Genomic DNA, 24134 nt, shown 5'->3' on the forward strand with positions numbered 1-24134 from the left:
TAAATGTTTATTTTTAGGTTCAGAGTCGCAAAGGTTCAAAGTTTTTCCAATTTTAAAACCTCTGTCACTTTGAGCCTTTGAACCTTCATTTGAATTTATCAACAAAACGTTTAACTCTCACGTTGTAGTGATGCATTTTTGAAGTTAAAAAGTGTAAATCAAAAATTTGTGTTCTTTGAGTTGTAGAAAATAAACTAAATTTAGGAATTAGTTCATGGATTAGAATTTAAGTTTCTGGTTCAAGAAAGTATGTCTTAGATTTAAAAATATGATAAAAAGTAAATTATTTGCTGTTGGAACAGCCGTAACAATTTTGTTTTCGGGCTGTAAAACAAAAGATTTAAAAATGAGTGAAGTAAAAGAAGAAAATTCAAAAGAACATAAAGTTGTAGTGTATCAGGTTTTTACCCGATTGTTTGGTAATATAAATAAAACCAATAAACCTTGGGGAACAATTGAAGAGAATGGAGTAGGGAAGTTTAATGATTTTACTGATAAAGCACTTCATGAAATTAAAGATTTAGGCGTTACTTATATTTGGTATACCGGTGTTCCGCATCATGCTTTGGTAGGTGATTATACAGCATACGGAATTTCAAATGATGATCCCGAGGTAGTAAAAGGTCGTGCAGGATCGCCTTATGCGGTTAAGGATTATTATAATGTAAATCCAGATTTGGCAGTAAATCCAGCAAATAGATTACAGGAATTTGACAACTTAATTACTCGAACGCATAAAGCGGGTCTAAAATTGATTATTGATATTGTTCCCAATCATATTGCGAGAAAATATGAAGGAAAAAATAACCCTGAAGGAGTAAGAGATTTTGGCGCCGATGACGATGCAAATGTTGAATATAAAAGAGATAACAACTTTTACTACATTCCAAAAGCACATTTTGAAATTCCTGATGGAGATATTCCGTTAAACGGAGAAAAAAATCCTATGGTTGATGGTTTTTTTGATGAGAATCCTGCAAAATGGACAGGAAATGGTTCGCGTAAAGTAAAACCAGATCAAAACGATTGGTATGAAACTGTAAAAGTAAACTATGGAGTGCGTCCAGACGGAACTAAAGATTTTCCTGAACTTCCTGCTGGCTTTGACCAAAAATCCTATCAAGAGCATTTTGCATTTTGGCAGGATAAAGATGTTCCAGATTCTTGGAAAAAGTTCAAGGATATTGCACTTTATTGGACAGCAAAAGGAGTTGATGGTTTCCGTTATGATATGGCCGAAATGGTACCTTACGAATTTTGGAGTTATATGAACTCTTCAATCAAAATGAATAATCCGAATGCTTTTTTATTGGCAGAAGTTTATAATCCAAATGAATATAGGAATTATATTCGTTTAGGAAAAATGGATTATTTGTATGATAAAGTAGAAACATATGATAAACTGAAAGATATTATTCGAGGGAAATCTTCTCCAGATGGATTATCAGATATTCAAAAAGGAATGGCAGATATTGAGCATCATATGCTTCATTTTTTAGACAATCATGATGAGCAGCGTTTGGCAAGTCCTGAGTTTGCAGGAACTCCAGAAAAAGGAAAACCTTTAATGGTGGTTTCGACAACTTTAAGCACATCGCCTACGATGATTTATTTTGGACAAGAAGTAGGAGAGGCTGGCAATGAAGATGCTGGTTTTGGAAAACGTTCCAGAACATCAATTTTCGATTATATCGGAGTTCCAAATCATCAAAAATGGATGAATGACGGAAAGTTTGATGGCGGACAATTATCCGATTCTGAAAAAACTTTACGTGACTTTTATAAACGATTATTGAACTTCTCGCTAAAAAGTTCAGCTTTAATGGGAAGTTTTCAGGAAATACAATCAGTAAACCGTCAAAGTACAGTTAATTATGATGAGTTTATTTATTCGTTTGTTCGCTGGTCTGAAAATCAAAAACTGGTTGTTATTGCTAATTTTTCTTCAGAAAAAACTAGTGAATTCGAATTGAAAATTCCCGCGGATGTCATTGTAAAATGGAATTTAAAAGAGGGAGAGTATAAACTTACAAATCAATTGTATCAGCAAAATTCTGTATTGCTAAAAGTGGAAAATGGAGTAGGCAAGGCTAAAATTAAAATTCTGCCTTCTGAATCATTTATTTTTGAGCTGCAATAATATAAAAAAAGCTTGTTTGAAGTGATTATTTGATTCTTTAAACAAGCTTTTTAGATATCTATTAAAAGGGAAAGGATTTCTGTAATCGAAAATTGAGCACCGCAGACAAACTCATCTGATGCACCATAATAAATAGTCAGTCTTTCTTCATTGGGATCTAAAATATGACCATTTGTAAATACAACATTTCCAAAAAATCCGCTTAATTCGTAATTTGTTTTAGGAAACATAATTGGGTCTTCCGTTCTGGCAAGAACTTTTGTTGGGTCTTCAAGATCCATTAAAAAAGCACCTAAACAATATTGATGATTTTCATTGGCTCCATGATAAATTTCTAACCAGCCTTTTGTGGTTTTTATAGGTGAAGCTCCGGCGCCAACTCTTTTACTGTCCCAATATTCGTTTCTAGTTTTGATAATGCAATGATGATTTCCCCAGTGAATACCATCTGGAGATGAAGCTATCCAGATATAATTGCCTCCGATGTCTACGCTGCTGGGACGGTGTAATGCGTAAAATAAGCCGTTTATTTTTTCATCAAAAATAGCACAATCTTTATTGTGAGGAGGTAATATCATGCCGTGCTTTTTAAATTTTTGCCAATCTACAGTAGTTCGTAAGCCAACACCAACACCATTTTCTGATACAGCAGTAAAAGTCAGATAATAAACTCCATCAATCAAGACAACGCGGCAATCTTCGATTCCAAACGTTTCCAGTATGCCTTCTCCAACCAGTGATGGGTAATTTTCTGGCTCATAAAAAGTGTGGCCATCTTCACTGCATAATAAGCGAAGATGTGAAAGTGTGGTTAAATAATCAGCACCTTTATAGTTTATTACTCTTGCGTCTGTTGCTATTAATTCGGGATCGTCTTTTTTAATCTTAATGATTTCAATAGTACCGTTATTGGTTAATATTGGAAAAGAGATACTGTTTTCGATTTGTTTTGGTCGCTCAGCAACTCTTACAAGGAGCCAAGTTTTATTTTGAAATTGAAATACTCCAGGATTTAAAAGACAGGTAATTTCCAATCCTTCTTTGCTTGGAGTTAAATCGGAAGGCGACAACAATGGATTTTCTGTAAAACGAATGGCTATATCTTTCATACATTGTATTTCTTTGGTAAATAAAAAAAGCTGATACAAATTTTGTATCAGCTTTTTTGTGTTATACTTTTTTTACTTTTTTCAAAGCTTCAATATAATTTTCGTTTACTTTTTCCCAGTTTATATGTTCGTAAAAAGCATCGATATAACTTCCTTTTCTATTTTGATAATCCAAATAATAGGCATGTTCCCATAAGTCAATACCTAAAATTGGTGTTCCAGGAATTAATGCATTTTTCATTAATGGATTATCTTGATCTTCAGTTGTGGTAATTTGTAATTTTCCATATCTGTCAACAACGAGCCAAACCCATCCAGAACCAAATTGTTTTTCGGCCTGTCCTTTAAACTGATTGGTTAAGTTGTTAAAAGACCCAAACTCTTTATTAATAGATCCTGCTAGAGTATCTTTTGGAGTTTGTTCTTTTTGAGTTAAGATATTGAAATAAAGAGTATGATTGTAATATCCTCCTGCATTCTGACGAAGCTTTGCGTTGCTTAAATCTAATTTTTTTAGAATGTCTGCAATTGGCATATTTTCGTACTCAGTAGACACAATTTCTTTGTTGAAATTATTTGTGTACGTTAGATAGTGCTTAGAATAATGTGTTTCTAAAGTCAATGATCTTATTGCAGGAGATAATCCATCGTATCCAAAAGGAAGTTTTGTCATTTCAAATGAGCCTGGATCTGCCTTTACATCATTTGGCGACCCGATCATTATTTTTTCTTCTTTAGTAGGAAGAGGAACCTCGACAACTTCAGTTAGTTTATTATCGTTACAAGAAAATAATAGTAAAAATGAAGGCAAAATGCTGAAAAGGACAATGTTTTTCTTCATAATGTTAATTTATTTTGATGTTAATGAATTGATGATCTCGATATAACACTCTTTAGCTTCATCAACAGAAATATGACTAATCTGCATCCAAGCATTGGTTTTGAAAGCATCTCGTAAATCAAAATTCTCAGATTGATTATACACAGCAGTTCCAAAAGTTGCTTGTTTGTAATAGGCATAAAGTCTTAGCTGCACATCTTGCGGCAGTGAGGCTTGAGTCATTTTTAGAGCAGTTTCAACAGCCTCTGAAAAACGAGTATCTAAATCTTTTTTTGTCATTTAAGCTTTTGTAGCGATAATAGTTTTTCCGCCAATTGCTTTTTGGTCCAGAACCACATTAATTGGCGTGCCTAAAGGTAAAAATAAATCTACTCTCGAACCAAATTTTATAAACCCGGCATCAGTACCTTGAATAACCTGCATTCCTTCTTGAGCGTAATTTACAATTCTGCGTGCCAAAGCACCTGCAATTTGTCTATATAGTATTTGTCCGAAAGTGTCATTTTCGATTACCACAGTTGTTCTTTCATTTTCTTCACTAGCTTTTGGGTGCCATGCAACCAAAAATTTTCCAGGGTGGTATTTGCTGAATTTAATGATTCCGTCCATTGCGTAACGTGTAACGTGAACATTTATTGGCGACATAAAGATAGAAACTTGTAAACGTTTATCTTTAAAATACTCTCCTTCATAAACTTCTTCAATAACTACCACTTTTCCATCAACAGGAGCAAGAATATGATCGCTGTTTCTAACCGCAATTCTTTTTGGGTTTCTGAAAAATTGTAAGATGATAATTAAAATTAATAATGCTGCTATTTGAACAAGCATTCTCAGCCAATTGATATCTATAAATCTATCAGCAATTACAAGTACGGCAACAGTAAAAACTGTTCCTAATAAAATAGATGGGGCTCCTTCTTTATGAAACATAATATAAAATTTGATAAAATAAAAATATAATTGGTGCTACAAATATAACACTATCTAATCGATCTAAGATACCGCCGTGTCCCGGCATGATAGAACCGCTGTCTTTTACGCCTGCAATTCTTTTAAATTTTGATTCAATCAAATCACCAATAGTGCCAAAAACACTTACAATTAAAGCGATTATAGTCCATATTAAAATAGATTTACTACTAAAAGCAGGATTGGGCTGAATGTATAATTTTGAAATCAAAAAACCTGCAAAAGCAGCAAATACAGCTCCGCCTAGAAATCCTTCAATTGTTTTTTTAGGAGAAACACGCTCAAAAAGTTTGTGTTTTCCCATAGATTTTCCAACTAAATAAGCAAAAGTGTCATTAGTCCAAATTAAGATGAATAAGCCAAGAATAATTTTTGGGTTATAATCATTAGTTCCGAAGGAAATTTTGACAATAAAAATAAAAGGAAGTGTAATGTAGCCTAATAAATATAAGTATTTAGATGAGATGCTTACTTTTTGAACGGAGTCATAAAATAAGAATAGAATACATTTAATTGAAACGACAATTGTAACAGCAAGAAGTACTAAATCTAACTGCTGTATATTGAGTTCTAAGTTTAAATTTGACTTGAATAAATTGTTTAAGTAAGCGGCTGTTTGTTTACCGTAATGGCTCACAAGTACTATGGCGCTGTAAAGCAAGGTTCCAAATAAAATTGAAAAGACTTTATTGAGATTTACTAAATTAGAAAACTCATAAATCGTAATAATTAGAAAAATGCCAAAAAGGAGGATAAAGCTTTCAGTCGAAAACAAGATTGAAGTTAATAACAGAGCAATATAAACAGCACCAGAAATGGTTCTCTTGAGTGTTTCATTCATCTTAAAGATCTTCTAAGAGCAGTAAATACAAATTCTTGGCAACACTTCCGTATTGCGTAAAATCTTCTTCTTTTGCTTTTTCGAAATATTTTATTGTGGTAATATTAGTTGGAATATCTCTATCGTATTTACGTTTAATGGCTGTTAAACCATCACTTTTCATAGGTAGAATTTGACTTGTAGTGGCAATGATTACAATATTTGCCGGTAACTCGTTTGGTTTGTTTTGTCTAATTTGTTTTGATGAAAATAAAATAGAACCTTCATCGGCTATAAGATTTTCACACACCGCTAAAAGAAATTTTGGTTTAGTTGGTGCAGTATAAAATAATTTATTTTCATCTAATAAATTAAATAGAGCTGGTTCGTAGCATAATACTTCACTTTCAAACCAATCATTTTCTTCAAGGATGTTTTCAAACTGTTCAGCAAGTTCTTGGTTGTTTTCGCAATACAAGAATTTTCCGCCATTTTTTTTGAAATTGAAAATGAATTGTTCGTCAAGAGACAAATGACTATTTTGGACTGGATTTCCTCCATATTCACTTTCATGTTCTTCGTCAGAAGCGGATTCACTGGACCCAAATATTTTTTTGAAAAAATTCATTTTTATATGAAATGCTTTACATGTTAATTGAAAACGTTCAAAGATAAAAAAATCTTAATTCAAAAGGCTATTTTGAATTAAGATTTTAAAAAATATTACATATTTCCTGATTAATTTACGAAACCACTTCTTCTAAATTTTTATCAAAAGTACGTTTTCCGAAAATTGCTTCTAAGTCGTCTTTAAAGATAACTTCTTTTTCTATTAAGATATCAGCAAGCTGATTTAACTTGTCTTTATTTTCTTCAAGAATCTCAATTGCTCTTTGGTATTGACCTTCAATTAATTCTGAAATTTCTTTGTCAATAATTTTAGCAGTTTCGTCAGAATATGGTTTTGAGAAATTGTATTCACTTTGTCCGCTTGAATCATAATAAGTAACATTTCCAATTTTATCATTCAAACCGTAAATGGTTACCATAGCACGAGCTTGACGTGTTACTTTTTCTAAATCGCTTAATGCACCAGTAGAAATTCTGTCGAAAGTTACTTTTTCAGCAGCTCTTCCTCCCATAGTAGCGCACATTTCGTCTAACATTTGATCTGTTCTTACGATTTGTCTTTCCTCTGGTAAGTACCACGCAGCTCCTAAACTTTGCCCGCGAGGTACAATAGTTACTTTAATAAGTGGTGCAGCGTGTTCCAGCATCCAGCTTACAGTAGCGTGACCAGCTTCGTGAATAGCAATTGCTCTCTTTTCGTCTGGAGTAATAATTTTGTTTTTCTTTTCTAAACCGCCAATGATTCTATCTACAGCATCAAGGAAATCTTGTCTGTCAACTGCGGTTTTGTTGTTACGAGCTGCAATTAAAGCGGCTTCGTTACAAACGTTTGCAATATCAGCACCTGAGAATCCTGGAGTTTGTTTTGCTAAGAAATCTAAATCAAGACCTTCAACTTTTTTGATTGGTGCTAAATGCACTGCAAAAATTTCTGCTCTTTCGCGAATGTCTGGTAAGTCTACAAAAATTTGTCTGTCAAAACGACCTGCACGCATTAAAGCTTTGTCAAGAACATCGGCTCTATTGGTTGCTGCAAGAACAATTACGTTAGAGTTTGTACCAAAACCATCCATTTCAGTCAATAATTGGTTCAAAGTGTTTTCTCTTTCGTCATTTCCGCCAGACATATTGCTTTTTCCTCTTGCTCTACCTACAGCATCAATCTCATCAATAAAGATAATAGCAGGAGATTTTTCTTTAGCTTGTTTGAATAAGTCACGTACACGCGATGCACCAACTCCAACAAACATTTCTACGAAATCAGAACCTGATAATGAGAAAAATGGAACTTGCGCTTCGCCGGCAACAGCTTTAGCTAATAATGTTTTACCGGTTCCCGGAGGTCCTACAAGTAAAGCTCCTTTAGGAATTTTACCTCCAAGATTAGTATATTTTTCGGGGTTTTTCAGGAATTCTACAATCTCTTGAATTTCTTCTTTTGCACCTTCTAAACCAGCAACATCTTTAAATGTAGTTTTGATATCTGTTTTCTCATCAAAAAGTTTAGCTTTCGATTTTCCAATGTTAAAAATTTGTCCGCCGCCGCCTCCAGCACCGCCTGACATTTTACGCATAATAAAAATCCATACACCAATAATGATGATGATTGGAAGCAGACTGATTAAAATGTCGCTCCAATTGTTTTTTTGCAAGAAATTGAAATCTTTCAGTTTGCCTTCGCCAACTGCTTTTTCAAGTTTTGTTTGAAAGATTTGATCGTTACCAATTTCTAAAGTATAGTGTGGACCTTTGTTTGGCCTTTCAAAAATATCTTTAGAAACTTTTTTATTTGCAGCATCTTTAAGAGCTGCTTGAGTTAAGTAAACTTCGGCCTCAGCTTTGTTATAAACGATAACTTTTTCAATTTGACCTTTCTCTAATAAAGTATTGAATTTAGATGAAGTTAATTGAGCTGGTTCGCTCATACTTGATCCACCGGTTGCAAAACTTATAAATAAAAAAACTAGAAGTATTGCGGTGTATATTAACCAAGGACTTATTTTAAATTTACTCGGATTTGGATTATTATCTTTAGCCATTAGAAAAAATTTTCTTTAGTATTTGTTTTCGATTGTAGTTATTTTGGCATCACCCCAAAGACTCTCGATATTGTAGTATTCACGAATGTGCTTCTGGAAAACATGTACCACGATGTGCACATAATCCATCAGAACCCATTCTGCATTATCGGTTCCTTCTACGTGCCAAGGTTTGTCTTTTAAATCTTTAGAAACTGTTTTTTGAATTGAGTTGACAATGGCGTTAACTTGGGTATTTGAGGTTCCGTTGCAAATTACAAAATAGTCGCAAACTGCCGTATCTATATCTCTTAAGTCAAGAATATCGATGTCATTTCCTTTTACTTCTTCAATCCCTTTGATTATGTTCGCCAATAGAACATCATTATTAATAGTCTTTTTCGCCATGAATTATTTTATATGAATTTGTAAAGTTACCAAATTTTGTGATTATTTTTGATGCTTAACAAAATATTAAATTAAGTTATTTAAATTACTTAGATGAAACTAATCAAACTCGATGCCATAGATTCTACAAATGATTTCTTAAAATCATTGTCAAGTCAAGATGAACTGGAAAATTTTATGGTCGTAACTGCTGAAAATCAAACAAAAGGCAAAGGACAAATGGGTGCGAAGTGGGAGTCTGAGCTAGGTAAAAACTTAATTATGAGTGTTTTGGTAAAGGATTTTGTGTTTGATTATGAACAGGTTTTTAATTTAAGCATTGTTGTTTCTTTAAGTGTTTTAGAAGTCTTAAAAGAATTAAATATTCCTGAATTATCTATAAAATGGCCAAACGACATTATGTCATATAATAAAAAAATAGGTGGCATACTTATTGAAAATACCTTAAAAAGCGATGGCAGAATCGTGTCAGTTGTCGGATTAGGATTAAATGTCAATCAAACTAATTATGATGAATTGCCAAACGCTTCTTCGCTTGCCGTTATTTCGGGCAATACTTTCGATAAAGAATCTTTAGTAGTTTTGATCGTTGAAAAAATGAAGCAAAAAATAGATTTATGGCAGTCGTCAGCTTCATTTTTCTGGGACGATTATTTTAATTTCTTATTTCGAAAAGGAATTCCAATGCCTTTTAAAGACCTTAATCCAAAAACATCTGGATATAATTTTATGGGAATTATTCAAGGAGTATCTTCGGTTGGTAAATTGCAGGTTTTGTTAGAAGATGATTCAGTTTCCGAATTTGATATTAAGGAGATACAGATGCTTTATTGATAGGGGTAAAGGTTCAGAGGTTTTTTATCTGCTAAATCTTTATTTTGTTTTTAAACCTCTACTACTTTTGTATTTTTTGGTGCTATTTTTCTATTCCAATACATGATGTAAATTGTTCCTAAAATAGAGGGTGCCATCCAAGTAATAATGTTTCCTAACCCAATTCCTGCGACAATAAAAGCTGTTATAGAGGCAATTAATGCGCCAATCATTTTGCCAATATGTTTTGACAGCCATTTTTTCTTTATTGCTGAAACATTTTTGAAGAAAATAAAATCCTTTACAGTCATATAGAATCCAAAAGAGCCAAAGAAAGTAAATAAAATACCATTTTCAATAGAGTTCAGTTGGCAGTACAATCCAATAGAAATCATTAGCATAGAAAAGAATAACATACTTCCCGAAATTAGTTTGTCTGTAAAATCAGCTTTTTGTTTGTGTTTAAAAGTTAACGCTCTATTTCCAGAAATAACCAGATAAATGGTAAATAAACCGATTAAGAATAAAAAGATATTTTGATGTTTTGGCATCCAGCAAATAGGAATAGAGATAAGTGAACTAGTAATCATTCCGATAGAGAAAAGCTTTCCCATTCTTTTGTGTAATACGCCGCCTTTTTTAACGATGATGCTTCCAATTCCAGTAATTAACCCAATTCCGCCAAAAAAAGCGTGAATGTAAATTAAGATCTTAATAGTTGATTCCATTTTGTGGTTTGTTAGTTTTGATGGATCAAACTTCGGGCAATAATTTATTTTGTAATAATTTATAGTACTGAATTGTATTTTTTTGAGGATGAGTTGGGGAGGGTGCAGTGAAGATGCTAAGGCACAAAGTTTAATTTTTTTAATGTCATTGTGTTTTCGCAGTAAACCAAAAAAAAGCCCGATTGTTAAATCAGGCATTTATGTTTTATGTAAGTCGGGAACTAATAATCAGCGATTATAATTTCGTCATATTAGTTGCTAAAGTTTCAATAAACTTGCTGATAGGACCTTTGATCATCATTCCCATCATGGCGTTAAATTCACCATCAAATACTAATTGAACAGCACTTTCTGAATCAGAAACACTATCAATATTTGAAACTAAAGTAAACGGAAGTTTATCGCTTGCAGCACCCAAAACAATTTTGTTTGGAGCTGTTTTTTCTTTCATTTTAAGTTTGATTTCCGGCATACCTTTCAATCCAAAAATAAAAGCGTCTTCACCAATTACTTCAAATTTAGCAATATTATCCGGCATTAATTTTTCGAAATTCTTAACATCAGTCAATAAATCAAATAGATCCTGAGCTGATTTCTGAACTGTAACTTTTGGACTTTCTAAGTTCATATTTTTTTGTTTTTGTTATTTGTTTTTTACTGCAAATGTTTTTTACCGCAAAGGACACAAGGTTTTTTATCTTACTTTGATTTTATTTAAGTTCGCATAGCTGGAATTAAAAAAGAGCGAAGCGATTTTTTAGAAAATCTAAAATCTAAAATCTAAAATCTAAAATCTAAAATCTAAAATCTAAAATCTAAAATCTAAAATCTAAAATCTAAAATCTAAAATCTAAAATCTAAAATCTATTCAGGTTGTCCCCAAGTCGATGGACTTTCGTTCCACTCAAGTAAAGTTGATTGTTGATCTTCGGTAATGTATTGTTTTTGAACAGCTAAATCAAGCAGATTTTCGTAGTTGCTTAATGTATACAAATCGATATTAGCGTTTTTGAAGTTTTCTTCGGCAACATTAAAGCCATAAGTAAAAATCGCTGCCATACCTTTAATGTTTGCACCTTCATTGCGTAAAGCTTCAACAGCCATCAAACTGCTGTTTCCAGTACTGATTAAATCTTCAACAACAACAACATTTTGTCCTTTTTGTAAAAAACCTTCAACTTGGTTTTGTCTTCCGTGCTTTTTTGCTTCTGGACGCACGTATACAAACGGCAGTCCAAGACTTTCAGCTACCAGAATACCAACTCCAATCGCTCCAGTAGCAACACCGGCAATTACGTCAGGTTTTCCAAATTGTTTTTCAATGTTTTTCGCAAACTCATCACGAACGTAATTTCGGATGCTTGGAAATGAAAGAATTAACCTATTATCGCAGTAAATAGGAGATTTCCAACCAGAAGCCCATGTAAAAGGATTTTCGGGATTCAATTTAATTGCATTTATTTGCAAAAGCAATTCGGCTGTTTTTTCGGCAGTATCTTTATTAAAAATCATAGTACAAATGTATAAAGTTTTTGTGAACGACAAACCACTTTTTTTGACAAATGAAATCTCAAGAGAGACTGATTTTCAATTATTCTTGTTAGAGAGTATTGATATTGAACATCTTATTGTCAAAATGTTTCAAAATAAAATTCAAAAGGCTTATTTGTATCATCCTGACGAAAAGGAGATTATGAAGACTCTTAAAGCCAAAATTCCTGTAAATAAAGCTGGAGGCGGTTTTGTCTACAATAAAAAAGGAGAGGTTTTATTTATCTTTAGAAATGGAAAATGGGACTTACCAAAAGGCGGCATCGAGAAAGGCGAAGAAATCGAAGCAACTGCAATGCGCGAAGTTGAAGAAGAAACGGGCGTAAACCAACTTCGAATAACAAATAAACTGCAAAAGACATATCATATCTTTAAACGCAACGGAAAGTATAAACTTAAAATCACGCATTGGTTCGAAATGCATTCTGATTTTGAAGGAACTCCACAAGGTCAGCTTGAAGAAGGAATCGAAAAAGTGGCGTGGCTGAATCCTGAACAAATCAAAGAAGCTTTAAAAAACTCTTACGAGAATATTAAATTATTATTTGAAGAAGAGAAAAAGGTTAAAACAGATTAATTTTTTTTCTGATATAAAACTATTTTTTTTGTAGTAATAAGCTGAATATTAGAGTGTAGAAATTAAATTTAATTTGTATTTTCGTTTACATGTAAATTAACTCATTAAATGTAAATTCTATGTCATTTCAAGCGTATTTAAAGACAATTAAAGAAAAAACGGGCAATGGTCCAGCTGAATTTAGAGTTTTGGCAGAACAAAAAAGCTTTACATTAGACGGGAAACTTAAACCCGAAGTAAAAGCCGGCGAAATTGTAAACTGGCTTAAAGAAGATTTTGATTTAGGACAAGGACATTCAATGGCAATTTACGCTTTGCTAAAAGGTATTAAAGACGAAAACAGCAAATAATGATTTTAAGGATCTGGGCGTGCCACCAATTACAAAAAGACCCAATGAACTTTGCGTTCATTGGGTCTTTTTACAAATGCTGTCGTCCCGATAGCTATCGGGAGCGCTGCTTCGGCAGCTGGCTTCTATCCCTCACGCAGAGTTGCGTTTTTCTTTTTAAAGTCTTTACAACTTATCGTTGCGGGCGCAAAGTCACAGACATTTTCGCAGCGTGCGACACTTTTCGGAGCTGGGAATTTCTAACGATAACAAAATCATCATTAGTTAGTTTTTTGTAAACCATATTTATATCTCTAATATCATTGAGAAAGAGTTTGCTTGTCATTTCAACGAAGGAGAAATCGCACTAGAAGCTCGACAAAGATTTGCGATTTTCGTTGTAGACTCACGAGTGCGATTTCTCCTTCGTCGAAATGACAAACTTTATGTAAAAACTTTGACAAAGTTCTACGCACAAAGCTTTGCGATCTTATCGCAAGCCTAACGCAATCAAAGAAAAAATATTAGTGCACTTTGCGGTAAAAAAATCTGTGCTATCATAAAAAAAAACTACAAAACACGATAAACAGGATACTGCAAATACGCCTTTTCATAATAAACAGAATGTTTGTAAATCCAGTTTAACTGTGCATCAGGGCTTTTCGCAAATTCGGCATCGTTTTGTTTTTTAGTTTCTAATTCAACCTTTAAAGCTGGATTATCTTTTAGAAGTTTTGCAGCTGTATCTTCAAAAATATATTCTGAATAATGTTCTTTTTGCTGTAAAATAGGATCGAAGAAATTCCAGTTAAAGAACGAATCAACGCCTTCGGGTTCAAAAGCTTCTACAAGATATTTTACGCCTTTTTGGTTTGTTGGAACCAAGTAATCCCCTTTGGCGAAAGCCATTTTTACAATTTTAGAAGTTATTGCGGTATTGTAGTGTAAATAATGTCCTTCGTAAGCGTTTGGAACCGTTTTAAAATCGGCAATTTTATAGCTTTCAACCTCGATAATCGTATCGTTTTTAAGCTGAGAATAAGAGATATTGTTATTCTTTAAAAGATCAATAATATTCCAATATCCACGCGGAATAATATAAGCTGTTGGAATCACGACTTCTTTCACCGACTTGAATTCTTTGATATAGGGAACGTCTTTTTTATATGGTTTATTTTGGTCATAATACAAACGGTTTCCTGTTGTGGCTTCGCTTTTTTTGTATCCTGCTTCATAGCCTAAAAACGAAAATGTAGTCGCTTTTGTGCTATCCAATTCCCATTTTAAAGTATAAGATTTTTTGGGTTGATATTGCTCTAAATTTTTTACTCTTAAATTTTTTATTTTTTGATAATTCGCATCAGTAAAATCCAAAGTCGATTTTGTGTATTCGTAGGTCATTTTTACACGTTCGGCATATTTTTTCAGCATATGTGTTTCAACCACAAAACCAATTGTATTAAATAGAGATGTATATCCTGTTGTATATCTCGGATTATCTACAAATTGCCCAAAACCTTTGTCTGGTGTGTCTTTAAAAGAATCTACGTATGGCGTTGTTTCAATTTTCTTTTTCTGTAAATCTTTCACTAAAGCGGGCATCATTTCGGTATTCATAAAATCGCCCAAAACAGTTCCTAACTTATTATGCTGTGTCATAATATAGGTTAATTTGTATTGATAATCAGATCCGTTGCTTACGTGATTATCGATAAAAACATCTGGATTTATTTTTTGGAAAATCTCGACAAAACTTTTCGTATTTCGAGTGTCAGATTTCATTAAATCGCGATTCAAATCATAGTTTCTGGCATTTCCTCTAAAACCATAAATTTCTGGTCCATCTTGATTGGCTCTTGTTGTTGAATTTCGGTTTAAAGCGCCGCCAATATTGTAAACAGGAATAGTAACTAAAACTGTGTTTTTTGGTGCGTTTAGTTTTCCAATTGCTAAATCTCTGTAAAATTGCATTGTGGCATCGATTCCGTCAGGTTCACCAGCATGAATGCCGTTATTGATAAAAAGAACAGCTTTGTTTTTCTGAATTTTATCAAAATCAAATTCCTTGTCAGGATTATAAACAATCATGTGCAAAGGTTCTCCAGAATCCGTCAAACCCATTTCTTTCATTTGAATCGTTGGAAAATCAGCAGCCAATAGTTTGTAATAGGCAATAGTTTCTTGATAAGAAGCGGTTTGATTTCCGTTTCCTTTCTCAAAAAAGGTATCGTATTTTTTATTGTTTTGAGCGAAAAGGGTTATTGTAAAAAGTAAAATGGGAAGCGTAAAAAGTCTCATGGTTAGGTTTTTAATAGGAATCAAATATAAAGGTTTTTTGTTTCAGGTTTCAGGTTTCAGGTTGAAAATAGGAGTAGAGCAACTTTGAGATTTTACCGCAAAGCACGCAAAGTTATTTTAATTTCGAGGGTTTTGTAAAAACACAAAGTTCGCAAAGCTTTGTGAATATAACTTTGTGAACTTTGCGAAAAAACTTTGCGTGCTTTGCGGTAAAAAAAAACACAAAGCATTTCGAACTTGAAACCTGAAACAAACAAAAACTTGAAACAATTTTTTTTCCCTACTTTTGCAAAATGAATAAAAAACACCATTCCAACAATATACTTTCGAATTTAGGTATTGAAAGCCTAAACGAAATGCAGGAAATGGCGCAAGATGCCATTTTGAACGAAAACAATGTTTTGCTGCTTTCTCCAACAGGATCAGGAAAAACATTGGCTTTTTTGCTTCCTGTTTTAGAATTATTACAGCCTGAGATACTTTCAGTTCAATGTTTAATTTTAGTGCCTTCGCGCGAACTAGGGCTGCAGATTGAACAGGTTTGGAAAAAAATGGGAACGCAGTACAAAGTAAACATTTGTTACGGAGGTCACTCGATTGATACTGAAATTAAAAATTTGAGTAATCCGCCGGCTGTTTTAATTGGAACTCCAGGAAGAATTGCAGATCATATTGACAGAGATACTTTTAGAACAGATAAGGTTCAGACTTTAATTTTGGACGAGTTTGATAAATCGCTTCAATTAGGGTTTCATGAGCAGATGTCTTTTATAATTGGAAGATTACCTAAAGTGAATAAAAGAGTTTTGGTTTCGGCAACGTCTGATATTGAGATTCCAAAATATACAAGAGTGGTTAACCCAACTGTTTTGGATTTTATTCCTGAAGAAGAGGAAAAGACTAATCTTTCTATGAAAATGATTTTGTCACCTTCAAAAGACAAATTAGAAAGTTTGTTTAATTTGATTTGTTCTTTAAAATCGCAATCGGCTATTATATTTTGTAATCACCGTGATGCTGCAGAACGTATCAGCGACACTTTGAACGAAAAAGGGATTTACGCTACGTATTATCATGGCGGAATGGATCAGGATGAGCGTGAACGTGCTTTGATTCAGTTTAGAAACGGAAGTGTAAGTTATCTTGTCACAACTGATCTTGCTGCGCGTGGATTGGATATTCCCGAAATGAAACATGTTATTCATTATCACTTGCCTTTAAAGGAAGACGAATTTACACATCGTAACGGACGTACAGCACGTATGCAGGCAACAGGAACGGCGTATATTATTGTTCATGAAAGTGAAAAACAATTGGATTATATCGATTATGATATGGAAATCCTTGATGTGAAAAATACGACAGCTCTGCCAAAACCACCAGAATTTCAAACAATTTACATTAGCGGAGGTAAGAAAACAAAATTGAATAAGTTTGATATCGTTGGTTTCTTTTCTCAGAAAGGGAAATTAGAAAAAGGGGATTTGGGACTTATCGAAGTAAAAGATTTTGTTTCGTTTGCGGCAGTAAAATTTGGAAAAGTAAAAGAACTGCTTAAGAACATTAAAGATGAAAAAATGAAGGGGAAAAAGTTTAAAATTGAGGTGGCTCGAAATGTGGTAAAGAAAGAGGAGGAGAAGAACAATAAATATTAAATGGTATAAAATTGAGGGTAATTTACCAGTTTTGATTTTATGTAATTGGATATCAGGTTTTTAATTTTTATGTATTTGAGGTTTGTGATTTTATGTTAAAAAAATAATGATTTGATAGGTGTTTTTTCATTATTTCTGTGTTTTTTTGTTGCAGTAAAAAATATAAATCCCAAATTTATTATGAAAAGAACTATTACCATTGCCGTTTTGTTCTTTAGTTTTGTGTCGTTTGCACAAATTAAAGTTCTTGAAACAGTTCCTGTTGAAAAATTAGGAAAAGTAAATAACAATTACATTCAGAAAATTGGAGATGAATACACAGTGTATTACACTAGTATTCAAAACGATGATGAAGACGCATCAAGTTTAAGAAAATTTACGTTTAAAAATGTTGACAACGATTATGTAAATCTTTATAACATTATTGTAAATGGTTTTACAGCAACTCCGTTGTATGATATAAAATTAGAATTACCAAACAATTATATTTGGTTGCACTACACAGGAAACGTTGTTCCAGACAAAGCTACAGTTCAGTTTATGGTTTCAAGCAAAGATAAAGATGCTGCAACAAACAATGTTTCTGAACCGTTGATCAAAGAGCAAATCAATAAATTATTTCAAAGATAATTTTTAGTTTCAGGTTTCAGGTTTAATTTGTTTCAAGTTACTTCCAGAACCATAAAATAAAAAAGGCTGTTCAAAATTTTGAACAGCCTTTTTTTGGTTTCAAGTTTCAAGTTTTAAGTTCAGGTTTCATGAGTCAAGCAAAAAACTTTGCTGCTTTGTGCCTTTGCAACTATGAACCTAAAAAAAGATTATATCTTTTTGACATATTGTGTAATAATAACAATTTGTTGTCCATCTACTTTTCCTTCAATATATTCGGCATTTTCATGGTCAAGACGAATGTTTCTTACTGCGGTTCCTTGTTTAGCAACCATACTTGATCCTTTTACTTTAAGATCTTTGATTAAAACTACCGAATCTCCGTGTTGTAAAACTACGCCATTGCTGTCACGGTGAACCAATTTGTTTTCGTCGTCTTCGCCTTCGCCTGTAGCTTGTGCCCACGCCAGTGTATCTTCGTCTAAATACATCATGTCAAGTAATTCCTGCGGCCATCCTGCAGCGCGCATACGGCTTAACATTCTCCAAGCCACAACTTGTACAGCTACATTTTCATTCCACATACTGTCGTTAAGGCATCTCCAGTGATTTAAATCGACGTTGTCAGGATTTTCAATTTGGTCAATACAGGTAGTACAAGCTAAAATACTTTCGTCAAGACCGCCTTTTTGAGTTGGTAATACTTGATATACTTTTAGGTTTTCTTCAGCGCCGCAAAGTTCGCATTTAGATCCACTTCGTTTGTTTAATTCTCTTTCGATACTCATTACTTATTGTTTATTTTAAAAATGCGAAATTACTTATAATATAGTTTCATTGCAAGTTTATATTTTACACAGTTTTTTTGGGGTAGACTAATTACAATTTTCAATACATAATAAGTCGCAATCGTATGTTTTGGTTTTAAAATCTTTTTGGGTTACTTCTGTTTTTTCAGAATACCCAACAATGTTTGGATATTCGAATGGCATTACTATTTTATTTCCTAATGATAAGATGCCATATTTATTATTTATTTGCGCAATCACTTTGTTACAAGATATGTATAATTGCTCATAAAGAATTGGAATTATTACCTTATTATTCTTGTCAACAAGCCCATATTTAGAATTTAGTTTGACAACAAATAGATTATCATTTTGAGAAACGTCTTCATACATAAATGGAAATAAGAGATTGGAAAAATCGTCATTCAAAACTAATGTCTCTTTATCACCTTTTTTTATTCGTGTGAATTGTCTGCTGTACATATCAAATTTCTCAAAACCGAAATTGGTATTTAATTTTTTAGTTCTGAAATTATAAAAATGCTTTAAATTATTGATTGTTAAAACTGCAAAATCTGCAGTTATTATCTCGATATTTTGATATTTAATTGGAATTATTTCTTTTTCACTTAAATCAATCATACCGTAAAGATCTCCTTCTTTAACTATTAAAAAAATTTCTTTTTTAGGGTTTTCAATCAAGCGCTTGTATTCGATATTGTCATATTTTGCTTGAATAAGAACATTGTTTTCACTGTCTATTATGCCTTGTTTTTTGTTTTTATAGAAAACATAGAAAGTTTTTTTATCTGAGATATAGTCTCCATAGATTTCAAAACTTTTATCTAAAACTAAAGAATCTGAAATGATTTTATTATTTAAAAAATAGTTTGTTTTGTTGTTTTTAGAAAGAACCAGAACGCCGTTTTTCTTTTTTATCTCCTCATAATCAATTGGAATTGTTTCCTTTCCTAAATAATTGAATACACCTTTTTTGCCGTCTTTTTTTACAATAAATTCTTGGTTATAAGACTGAGAGAATTCGATATTATCAAATTCAACAGGAAGTATTTCTCCTTTGGTTATACTAAATACTCCTTTTTTTTGATTTTTGGTGACTGCCCAGAATTCATTGTAAATTCTTTCTGTTTTATTAAAATTAATAGGAATCAATATCTTACCATAATTAGAAACAACACCCCATAGTCCTTTTTTTTTAATAAAGATAAAATCTGATTTTTTCTTCTGATAAAGACTGTCTATATCTGAAATTACTATTTTTCCATCTTGATCTGTTAATTGAAATGTTTCTCCTTTTTTACTTATTAAAACTTGACTTTGTGATGCGGTTAATGAGATTTCTGAACTAACTTGAGAATAAGAACTATTTATAAATAAAATTGTAAATAAAACCGAAATGTATAATTTCATTGTTTAAGTTTAATTTGATGATGACTTAGATATTGGAGCTAAAATTATTTTTTAACTCTAACCGCTTCTGGAACGAGCATTTCATATTCGCCGCCATTACGCAGTACATCACGAACAATACTTGAACTTATATACGATGTGCTTGCAGCAGTTAATAAAAAGACAGTTTCAATTTTAGAAAGTTTTCTATTGGTGTGCGCAATGGCTTTTTCGAATTCGAAATCGGCAGGGTTACGCAAACCTCTTAATATGAAATCAGCTTTTTGTTTTTTGGCGAGATCTATTGTCAGACCTTCATAAGTGATAACCGAAACTTTTGGTTCGTTTTTGAAAGTTTCTTCTATAAAACGTTTTCTTTCTTCTAATGAAAACATGTATTTTTTTTCGGCGTTTACACCAATTGCAATTACGATTTCATCAAATAAAGAAATTCCTCTTTTGATAATATCTTCGTGACCTAAAGTAATTGGGTCAAATGATCCTGGGAATAGGGCTTTTCGCATTTTTTTTTAAGGTTCTAAGGTTCTGAGATTCTAAGGTTCTGAGTTTTTAGGTTAAAAGGTTCTTTGGAAGACTTCGACTTTGCTCAGTGTGGTAATATTGTGTTTAAAAACGAAAGTGCTAAGATCATAGAACCTTAGCACCTTAGTATCTTAGCGTCTTTAAGAAAGAGCCAGTTCAATTGCATTTGTAAACAAATCTTCGAGAGAAATCCCGGCTGCTCTTGCTTGCTGCGGAATCAAACTTTCGGTTGTTAAACCTGGAATTGTATTCATTTCCAGCATATACGGTTCGTTGTCTACAATGATAAATTCACTTCTTGAGAATCCTTTCATTTTTAGAACTTCGTAAGCGCGTTTGGCAACATCACTTACTTTTTGTGTTAATTCATCAGAGATTCTGGCTGGTGTGATTTCTTGTGATTTTCCTTCGTATTTCGCTTCATAATCGAAGAAGTCATTGTCAGATACGATTTCGGTAATTGGTAATACTTTAATTTCGCCTTTGTAATTGATTACGCCGACAGAAACTTCGGTTCCATCAAGGAAACTTTCAATAATGATTTCGTTGTCTTCTTTGTAAGCAACTTCAATGGCAATTGGAAGTTCAGCTTCTGTTTTTACTTTTGAAATTCCAAAACTAGATCCAGCTTTGTTTGGTTTTACAAAACATGGCAAACCTACTTTTTTAACGATTTCGGCAGTATTAATAACATCACCTTTGTTTAAGTAATATGAGATTGCTGTTTTGATTCCGTAAGGTTTTAAAACAGATAATAAATCTCTTTTATTGAATGTTAAAGCTGATTGATAGTAATCGCAAGAAGATTGCGGAATTCCTAATAATTCAAAATAAGCCTGCATTAATCCATCTTCTCCTGGAGTTCCGTGTATTGCATTGAAAACACAGTCAAAAGTAATTTTCTGATCGTTTATAGTTACAGAAAAGTCGTTTTTATCGATTGCGTATTCTGCTTCTTTTTCGTCTACATATACCCATTTTTCTTTAAAAATATGAATACGGAATCCGTTGTATTTTGTTTTGTCAAGATATTGATATACAACGTTTCCGCTGATAAGCGAGATTTTGTATTCGCTTGAATATCCGCCCATGATGATGGCAATGTTTTTCATTCTATGATGTTTATTTGTTTAATCTTTTTATTTGTTTAATTTTTTATTCGTTTAACTGTTTGTTTGTCACGAATTTCTCAAATTTTCACGAATTGTTTTTTTATTCGTTTTGTTTGTCAGGCTGAGCGGAGTCGAAGCATCGTTTGCTGAATCACTTTGCGGGGGCTTCGACTTCGCTCAGCCTGACAATATTGTGGTTGCGTTATTAAAATAAAGAACAAAAATCTTCTTTTGAAACCAAGTGCCCTAGCCCTGATGGAAGCGGCATCCTTTTGTGCCGGTGTTCGGCATAAAAGATACAGCGGACAGCAGGAAACAGCTCCTTATCATAAAGCATATTAAAAGCTTTCTTGTTTAAAACAAAATTATCATTTTTTTTGAAACGAAATAGCTTTATCTTTGCCACTAATAAAAATAAATTTATGAGTTTACGTAAGTATTTAACAAGCCGAGTATTTTTTATTCAAGTATTAAGTGCGGCTGCTATTATTGCCGTTTTAGGTTATTTGTTTATGCATTGGCTGACTTTTACCACAGATCATGGTCATGAAATCGCGGTTCCAAATTTAGCTAAACTGACAGAGGAGCAGGTAGAGCAAAAACTGGATGAACTGGATTTAGATTATGTGCTTTTGGATAGTGTTGATTATCGTAGTGAATTTCCAAAATATAGTGTTGTTGAGCAAGATCCATTGCCGGGAACAAAAGTAAAAGTGGGAAGAAAAATATATATTAAAATTAATTCATCAGGATTCTCGTCTGTTAGAATTCCTGATTTAATTGAAAAAACGTATCGTGAAGCGGTTCCAACTTTAAAAGCTTTAGGGCTTGAACCGGGAACAATTACTTATATTCCGAATCTTGGAAAAGATATGGTTTTGGAGATGCGTTATAAAGGAAGAAATTTAAAAGTAGGAGATCGTGTGTTGAAGGCTTCAAAAATCGATTTGGTTTTAGGAGACGGAAAAGCAACTTATGAAGATGAAGGTCAGGCTGCAGACAGTACAGCTGCACCAACTACTGAAACCCCACAAGATGAACAATAATATTGAAAATTTAGATCTAGAAGACGAATTATTCGAGCATTTTAGATTTGAAGTCCCTAAAGGTCAGGCGCTTTTGCGTATTGACAAATATTTAATGAATTTGATTCAGAATGCAACGCGAAATAAAATTCAGAACGCTGCAACAGAAGGGAATATCTTTGTAAATGATATTCCAGTAAAATCAAATTATAAAGTAAAACCATTTGATGTTGTAACGGTTATGTTATCGCATCCGCCGTTTGAAAACCATATTCTGCCAGAAGATATTCCGTTGAATATTGTGTATGAAGATGATGCTCTTTTATTGATTAATAAAGAGCCTGGCATGGTTGTGCATCCAGGTCATGGTAATTATACAGGAACGCTGGTTAATGCTTTGGCACATCATTTTGATAATCTGCCAATGAACAGCAGTGAACGTCCAGGGCTGGTGCATAGAATTGATAAAGATACATCAGGACTTTTGGTTGTGGCTAAAACGGAGGCGGCAATGACTCATTTAGCAAAACAATTTGAAGCTAAAACTTCTGAACGTGAATATATTGCTCTTGTTTGGGGAAATGTTACAGAAGAAGAGAGAACAATTGAAGGAAACTTAGCAAGGCATTTAAAAGACCGTATGCAAATGGCGGTTTTTGCTGATCCAGAAATTGGAAAACCTGCAATTACGCATTATAAAGTTTTGGAGCGTTTTGGATATGTTACTTTGATTTCTTGTAAATTAGAAACAGGAAGGACGCATCAAATTCGTGCACATATGAAACACATTGGACATCCGTTGTTTAATGATGAGCGTTATGGCGGACATTTGATTTTGAAGGGAACTACTTTTACAAAATACAAACAGTTTATAGAGAATTGTTTTAAAGCATTGCCGCGTCAGGCTCTGCATGCTAAAACGCTTGGTTTTGTACATCCAAATACAGGTGAAATGATGCGTTTTGATACGGAACTGCCACAGGATTTTAAGGACTGTATTGAAAAATGGCGTAATTATGTCAAATCGCATAATACAGAAGACGAAGAGAATTAAATTAGATAATTTGTCAATTAGAAAATTAGATAATTTGTTATATTGAAAAAGCTCCTGATGGAGCTTTTTTGTTTTAACTGTAACTGTTTTTTACAGTGTTTTGATACTTAAATCGGTTATTTTGACTTCTCCGTTGGTTATGAAACCTAGTTTTCCTTTTTGACTTAGATTGCTTTTTTCTAAGGAACATTCTAAAGAGGTTTGATTGTTTACGGAAAAGAGTAATTGATTATTTTGAACTTTTATTTTTATGGTGTACCATTTGTTATTCTCTAATTTCATTGGTTTGGTAAATAGACTTTTTCCGCCTCGTTTGCCATATTCATCACTATTTTTGTCGTAAACTCCTTTTCCAATAACAATATTTTGATCGATTTGATACAGGTAGGTTCTGATGTAGTTTTCTTTGTCAGAGTTTAGCATAATTTCAAACAAAGATCCTTTGGTTAAGTTTGCTTTAAAATCAATTTCGTAGTTTTTGGAAAGCTGTTTTTTGGATAGTATAACACCCCAATGCTGTAGATTCCCATTTCCTATCAAGGTATCTTTTTTCAGAAACCATTCTTTTGAATCGCTGTTCCAATCTGATTTTAGTTTTGAAACTTCAGCGAGCTTGTACTCTTTTCTAACTGTAGAAATTGAAGTGGAGCAGGAGGTAAGCAGAAGTATTGCAAATACAGTTGTATAATAGCTAAATCTCATTT

The 24134-nt window shown here is 32.9% G+C and carries 25 protein-coding genes; 8 read left to right on the plus strand and 17 right to left on the minus strand.

All coding sequences use genetic code 11. The features are described from left to right. Positions 1-268 precede the first annotated feature (268 nt). On the plus strand, positions 269-2140 hold the full coding sequence (locus tag ACHRVL_RS08705) for an alpha-amylase family glycosyl hydrolase (protein WP_395411921.1): 1872 nt from the start codon (positions 269-271) through the stop codon (positions 2138-2140). 50 nt (positions 2141-2190) lie between these two features. On the opposite strand, the gene ACHRVL_RS08710 is transcribed toward ACHRVL_RS08705, so the two are convergent. The 8 genes from ACHRVL_RS08710 to rsfS all read right to left on the minus strand — a co-directional run bounded on the left by ACHRVL_RS08710 (position 2191) and on the right by rsfS (position 8938). After that, a complete protein-coding gene (locus ACHRVL_RS08710) occupies positions 2191-3249 on the minus strand; it encodes a glycoside hydrolase family 130 protein (protein WP_395411923.1) in 1059 nt (352 codons plus the stop codon). A 61-nt stretch (positions 3250-3310) separates the two neighbouring features. Next, positions 3311-4090 carry a superoxide dismutase gene (locus ACHRVL_RS08715; protein WP_395411926.1) on the minus strand — a complete coding sequence of 260 codons (780 nt, stop codon included), beginning with the start codon at positions 4088-4090 and terminating at the stop codon, positions 3311-3313. A gap of 9 nt (positions 4091-4099) precedes the next feature. Further along, positions 4100-4369: an acyl-CoA-binding protein gene (locus tag ACHRVL_RS08720; protein WP_089052316.1), complete on the minus strand. Its 270-nt coding sequence runs from the start codon at positions 4367-4369 to the stop codon at positions 4100-4102. Then, the gene (locus ACHRVL_RS08725; protein ID WP_395411929.1) at positions 4370-5023 is read right to left on the minus strand and encodes a phosphatidylserine decarboxylase family protein; all 654 of its coding nucleotides are present in this window, start codon (positions 5021-5023) and stop codon (positions 4370-4372) included. It lies immediately after the preceding gene. Next, positions 5013-5903: a phosphatidate cytidylyltransferase gene (locus tag ACHRVL_RS08730; RefSeq protein ID WP_395411930.1), complete on the minus strand. Its 891-nt coding sequence runs from the start codon at positions 5901-5903 to the stop codon at positions 5013-5015. Before ACHRVL_RS08730 ends, ACHRVL_RS08725 begins: the two co-directional genes overlap by 11 nt. Position 5904: 1 nt before the next feature. Beyond that, on the minus strand, positions 5905-6510 hold the full coding sequence (locus ACHRVL_RS08735; RefSeq protein ID WP_089052313.1) for a lactate utilization protein B/C: 606 nt from the start codon (positions 6508-6510) through the stop codon (positions 5905-5907). Positions 6511-6625: 115 nt separating this feature from the next. Then, positions 6626-8551: an ATP-dependent zinc metalloprotease FtsH gene (gene ftsH, locus ACHRVL_RS08740; RefSeq protein WP_089052312.1), complete on the minus strand. Its 1926-nt coding sequence runs from the start codon at positions 8549-8551 to the stop codon at positions 6626-6628. Between the two features lie 15 nt (positions 8552-8566). Then, a complete protein-coding gene (gene rsfS, locus ACHRVL_RS08745) occupies positions 8567-8938 on the minus strand; it encodes a ribosome silencing factor (RefSeq protein WP_026729351.1) in 372 nt (123 codons plus the stop codon). A gap of 93 nt (positions 8939-9031) precedes the next feature. On the opposite strand from rsfS, the gene ACHRVL_RS08750 reads away from it, so the two are divergent. Then, positions 9032-9772: a biotin--[acetyl-CoA-carboxylase] ligase gene (locus ACHRVL_RS08750; protein WP_395411932.1), complete on the plus strand. Its 741-nt coding sequence runs from the start codon at positions 9032-9034 to the stop codon at positions 9770-9772. A gap of 50 nt (positions 9773-9822) precedes the next feature. On the opposite strand, the gene ACHRVL_RS08755 is transcribed toward ACHRVL_RS08750, so the two are convergent. From ACHRVL_RS08755 to pyrE, 3 genes are all read right to left on the minus strand, one after another. Continuing rightward, positions 9823-10479, minus strand: coding sequence for a hypothetical protein (locus ACHRVL_RS08755; protein ID WP_395411934.1), 657 nt, complete (start codon positions 10477-10479; stop codon positions 9823-9825). A 235-nt stretch (positions 10480-10714) separates the two neighbouring features. Further along, a complete protein-coding gene (locus ACHRVL_RS08760; RefSeq protein ID WP_089052309.1) occupies positions 10715-11107 on the minus strand; it encodes an orotate phosphoribosyltransferase in 393 nt (130 codons plus the stop codon). 236 nt (positions 11108-11343) lie between these two features. Further along, positions 11344-11991, minus strand: a complete 648-nt coding sequence (gene pyrE / locus ACHRVL_RS08765) for an orotate phosphoribosyltransferase (RefSeq protein WP_089052308.1) — start codon at positions 11989-11991, stop codon at positions 11344-11346. Between the two features lie 7 nt (positions 11992-11998). On the opposite strand from pyrE, the gene ACHRVL_RS08770 reads away from it, so the two are divergent. Both ACHRVL_RS08770 and ACHRVL_RS08775 read left to right on the plus strand, forming a co-directional pair. After that, positions 11999-12607, plus strand: coding sequence for an NUDIX hydrolase (locus tag ACHRVL_RS08770; protein WP_395411936.1), 609 nt, complete (start codon positions 11999-12001; stop codon positions 12605-12607). Positions 12608-12726: 119 nt separating this feature from the next. Then, positions 12727-12957: a DUF4287 domain-containing protein gene (locus ACHRVL_RS08775; protein ID WP_129024450.1), complete on the plus strand. Its 231-nt coding sequence runs from the start codon at positions 12727-12729 to the stop codon at positions 12955-12957. A gap of 549 nt (positions 12958-13506) precedes the next feature. On the opposite strand, the gene ACHRVL_RS08780 is transcribed toward ACHRVL_RS08775, so the two are convergent. Beyond that, positions 13507-15234, minus strand: a complete 1728-nt coding sequence (locus ACHRVL_RS08780) for a M14 family metallopeptidase (RefSeq protein WP_395411938.1) — start codon at positions 15232-15234, stop codon at positions 13507-13509. 293 nt (positions 15235-15527) lie between these two features. On the opposite strand from ACHRVL_RS08780, the gene ACHRVL_RS08785 reads away from it, so the two are divergent. Together ACHRVL_RS08785 and ACHRVL_RS08790 are read left to right on the plus strand one after the other, a co-directional pair. After that, entirely contained in the window at positions 15528-16889 is a 1362-nt protein-coding gene (locus ACHRVL_RS08785; RefSeq protein WP_395411940.1) for a DEAD/DEAH box helicase, read from the plus strand. Between the two features lie 180 nt (positions 16890-17069). After that, complete coding sequence (locus ACHRVL_RS08790) at positions 17070-17519, plus strand: hypothetical protein (protein ID WP_395411941.1); 450 nt, start codon at positions 17070-17072, stop codon at positions 17517-17519. Positions 17520-17707: 188 nt separating this feature from the next. On the opposite strand, the gene ACHRVL_RS08795 is transcribed toward ACHRVL_RS08790, so the two are convergent. The 4 genes from ACHRVL_RS08795 to ACHRVL_RS08810 form a co-directional block, all read right to left on the minus strand. Beyond that, a complete protein-coding gene (locus tag ACHRVL_RS08795) occupies positions 17708-18286 on the minus strand; it encodes an alkylphosphonate utilization protein (protein WP_089052303.1) in 579 nt (192 codons plus the stop codon). A gap of 87 nt (positions 18287-18373) precedes the next feature. After that, positions 18374-19717, minus strand: coding sequence for a WG repeat-containing protein (locus tag ACHRVL_RS08800; RefSeq protein WP_395411943.1), 1344 nt, complete (start codon positions 19715-19717; stop codon positions 18374-18376). A 44-nt stretch (positions 19718-19761) separates the two neighbouring features. Further along, on the minus strand, positions 19762-20220 hold the full coding sequence (gene coaD / locus ACHRVL_RS08805; protein ID WP_395411945.1) for a pantetheine-phosphate adenylyltransferase: 459 nt from the start codon (positions 20218-20220) through the stop codon (positions 19762-19764). 159 nt (positions 20221-20379) lie between these two features. Continuing rightward, a complete protein-coding gene (locus ACHRVL_RS08810) occupies positions 20380-21351 on the minus strand; it encodes a D-alanine--D-alanine ligase (protein ID WP_395411948.1) in 972 nt (323 codons plus the stop codon). 422 nt (positions 21352-21773) lie between these two features. Here ACHRVL_RS08810 and ACHRVL_RS08815 point away from each other — a divergent pair, with 422 nt between their 5' ends. Together ACHRVL_RS08815 and ACHRVL_RS08820 are read left to right on the plus strand one after the other, a co-directional pair. Beyond that, entirely contained in the window at positions 21774-22397 is a 624-nt protein-coding gene (locus tag ACHRVL_RS08815) for a PASTA domain-containing protein (RefSeq protein ID WP_089052298.1), read from the plus strand. Next, positions 22387-23430 carry an RluA family pseudouridine synthase gene (locus ACHRVL_RS08820; RefSeq protein WP_395411949.1) on the plus strand — a complete coding sequence of 348 codons (1044 nt, stop codon included), beginning with the start codon at positions 22387-22389 and terminating at the stop codon, positions 23428-23430. Before ACHRVL_RS08815 ends, ACHRVL_RS08820 begins: the two co-directional genes overlap by 11 nt. A gap of 90 nt (positions 23431-23520) precedes the next feature. Here ACHRVL_RS08820 and ACHRVL_RS08825 read toward each other — a convergent pair whose 3' ends face one another. Further along, positions 23521-24132 carry a family 16 glycoside hydrolase gene (locus ACHRVL_RS08825; protein ID WP_395411950.1) on the minus strand — a complete coding sequence of 204 codons (612 nt, stop codon included), beginning with the start codon at positions 24130-24132 and terminating at the stop codon, positions 23521-23523. Positions 24133-24134 lie beyond the last annotated feature (2 nt).

This window comes from Flavobacterium sp. FlaQc-28, assembly GCF_044007415.1.
Classification (GTDB): domain Bacteria; phylum Bacteroidota; class Bacteroidia; order Flavobacteriales; family Flavobacteriaceae; genus Flavobacterium.

Bases quoted from the DNA above. Each gene is read 5' to 3' on its own strand.
- ACHRVL_RS08705 (WP_395411921.1), top strand. From the start codon at position 269: ATGATAAAAAGTAAATTATTTGCTGTTGGAACAGCCGTAACAATTTTG.
- ACHRVL_RS08710 (WP_395411923.1), bottom strand. From the start codon at position 3,249: ATGAAAGATATAGCCATTCGTTTTACAGAAAATCCATTGTTGTCGCCT.
- ACHRVL_RS08715 (WP_395411926.1), bottom strand. From the start codon at position 4,090: ATGAAGAAAAACATTGTCCTTTTCAGCATTTTGCCTTCATTTTTACTA.
- ACHRVL_RS08720 (WP_089052316.1), bottom strand. From the start codon at position 4,369: ATGACAAAAAAAGATTTAGATACTCGTTTTTCAGAGGCTGTTGAAACT.
- ACHRVL_RS08725 (WP_395411929.1), bottom strand. From the start codon at position 5,023: ATGTTTCATAAAGAAGGAGCCCCATCTATTTTATTAGGAACAGTTTTT.
- ACHRVL_RS08730 (WP_395411930.1), bottom strand. From the start codon at position 5,903: ATGAATGAAACACTCAAGAGAACCATTTCTGGTGCTGTTTATATTGCT.
- ACHRVL_RS08735 (WP_089052313.1), bottom strand. From the start codon at position 6,510: ATGAATTTTTTCAAAAAAATATTTGGGTCCAGTGAATCCGCTTCTGAC.
- ftsH (WP_089052312.1), bottom strand. From the start codon at position 8,551: ATGGCTAAAGATAATAATCCAAATCCGAGTAAATTTAAAATAAGTCCT.
- rsfS (WP_026729351.1), bottom strand. From the start codon at position 8,938: ATGGCGAAAAAGACTATTAATAATGATGTTCTATTGGCGAACATAATC.
- ACHRVL_RS08750 (WP_395411932.1), top strand. From the start codon at position 9,032: ATGAAACTAATCAAACTCGATGCCATAGATTCTACAAATGATTTCTTA.
- ACHRVL_RS08755 (WP_395411934.1), bottom strand. From the start codon at position 10,479: ATGGAATCAACTATTAAGATCTTAATTTACATTCACGCTTTTTTTGGC.
- ACHRVL_RS08760 (WP_089052309.1), bottom strand. From the start codon at position 11,107: ATGAACTTAGAAAGTCCAAAAGTTACAGTTCAGAAATCAGCTCAGGAT.
- pyrE (WP_089052308.1), bottom strand. From the start codon at position 11,991: ATGATTTTTAATAAAGATACTGCCGAAAAAACAGCCGAATTGCTTTTG.
- ACHRVL_RS08770 (WP_395411936.1), top strand. From the start codon at position 11,999: ATGTATAAAGTTTTTGTGAACGACAAACCACTTTTTTTGACAAATGAA.
- ACHRVL_RS08775 (WP_129024450.1), top strand. From the start codon at position 12,727: ATGTCATTTCAAGCGTATTTAAAGACAATTAAAGAAAAAACGGGCAAT.
- ACHRVL_RS08780 (WP_395411938.1), bottom strand. From the start codon at position 15,234: ATGAGACTTTTTACGCTTCCCATTTTACTTTTTACAATAACCCTTTTC.
- ACHRVL_RS08785 (WP_395411940.1), top strand. From the start codon at position 15,528: ATGAATAAAAAACACCATTCCAACAATATACTTTCGAATTTAGGTATT.
- ACHRVL_RS08790 (WP_395411941.1), top strand. From the start codon at position 17,070: ATGAAAAGAACTATTACCATTGCCGTTTTGTTCTTTAGTTTTGTGTCG.
- ACHRVL_RS08795 (WP_089052303.1), bottom strand. From the start codon at position 18,286: ATGAGTATCGAAAGAGAATTAAACAAACGAAGTGGATCTAAATGCGAA.
- ACHRVL_RS08800 (WP_395411943.1), bottom strand. From the start codon at position 19,717: ATGAAATTATACATTTCGGTTTTATTTACAATTTTATTTATAAATAGT.
- coaD (WP_395411945.1), bottom strand. From the start codon at position 20,220: ATGCGAAAAGCCCTATTCCCAGGATCATTTGACCCAATTACTTTAGGT.
- ACHRVL_RS08810 (WP_395411948.1), bottom strand. From the start codon at position 21,351: ATGAAAAACATTGCCATCATCATGGGCGGATATTCAAGCGAATACAAA.
- ACHRVL_RS08815 (WP_089052298.1), top strand. From the start codon at position 21,774: ATGAGTTTACGTAAGTATTTAACAAGCCGAGTATTTTTTATTCAAGTA.
- ACHRVL_RS08820 (WP_395411949.1), top strand. From the start codon at position 22,387: ATGAACAATAATATTGAAAATTTAGATCTAGAAGACGAATTATTCGAG.
- ACHRVL_RS08825 (WP_395411950.1), bottom strand. From the start codon at position 24,132: ATGAGATTTAGCTATTATACAACTGTATTTGCAATACTTCTGCTTACC.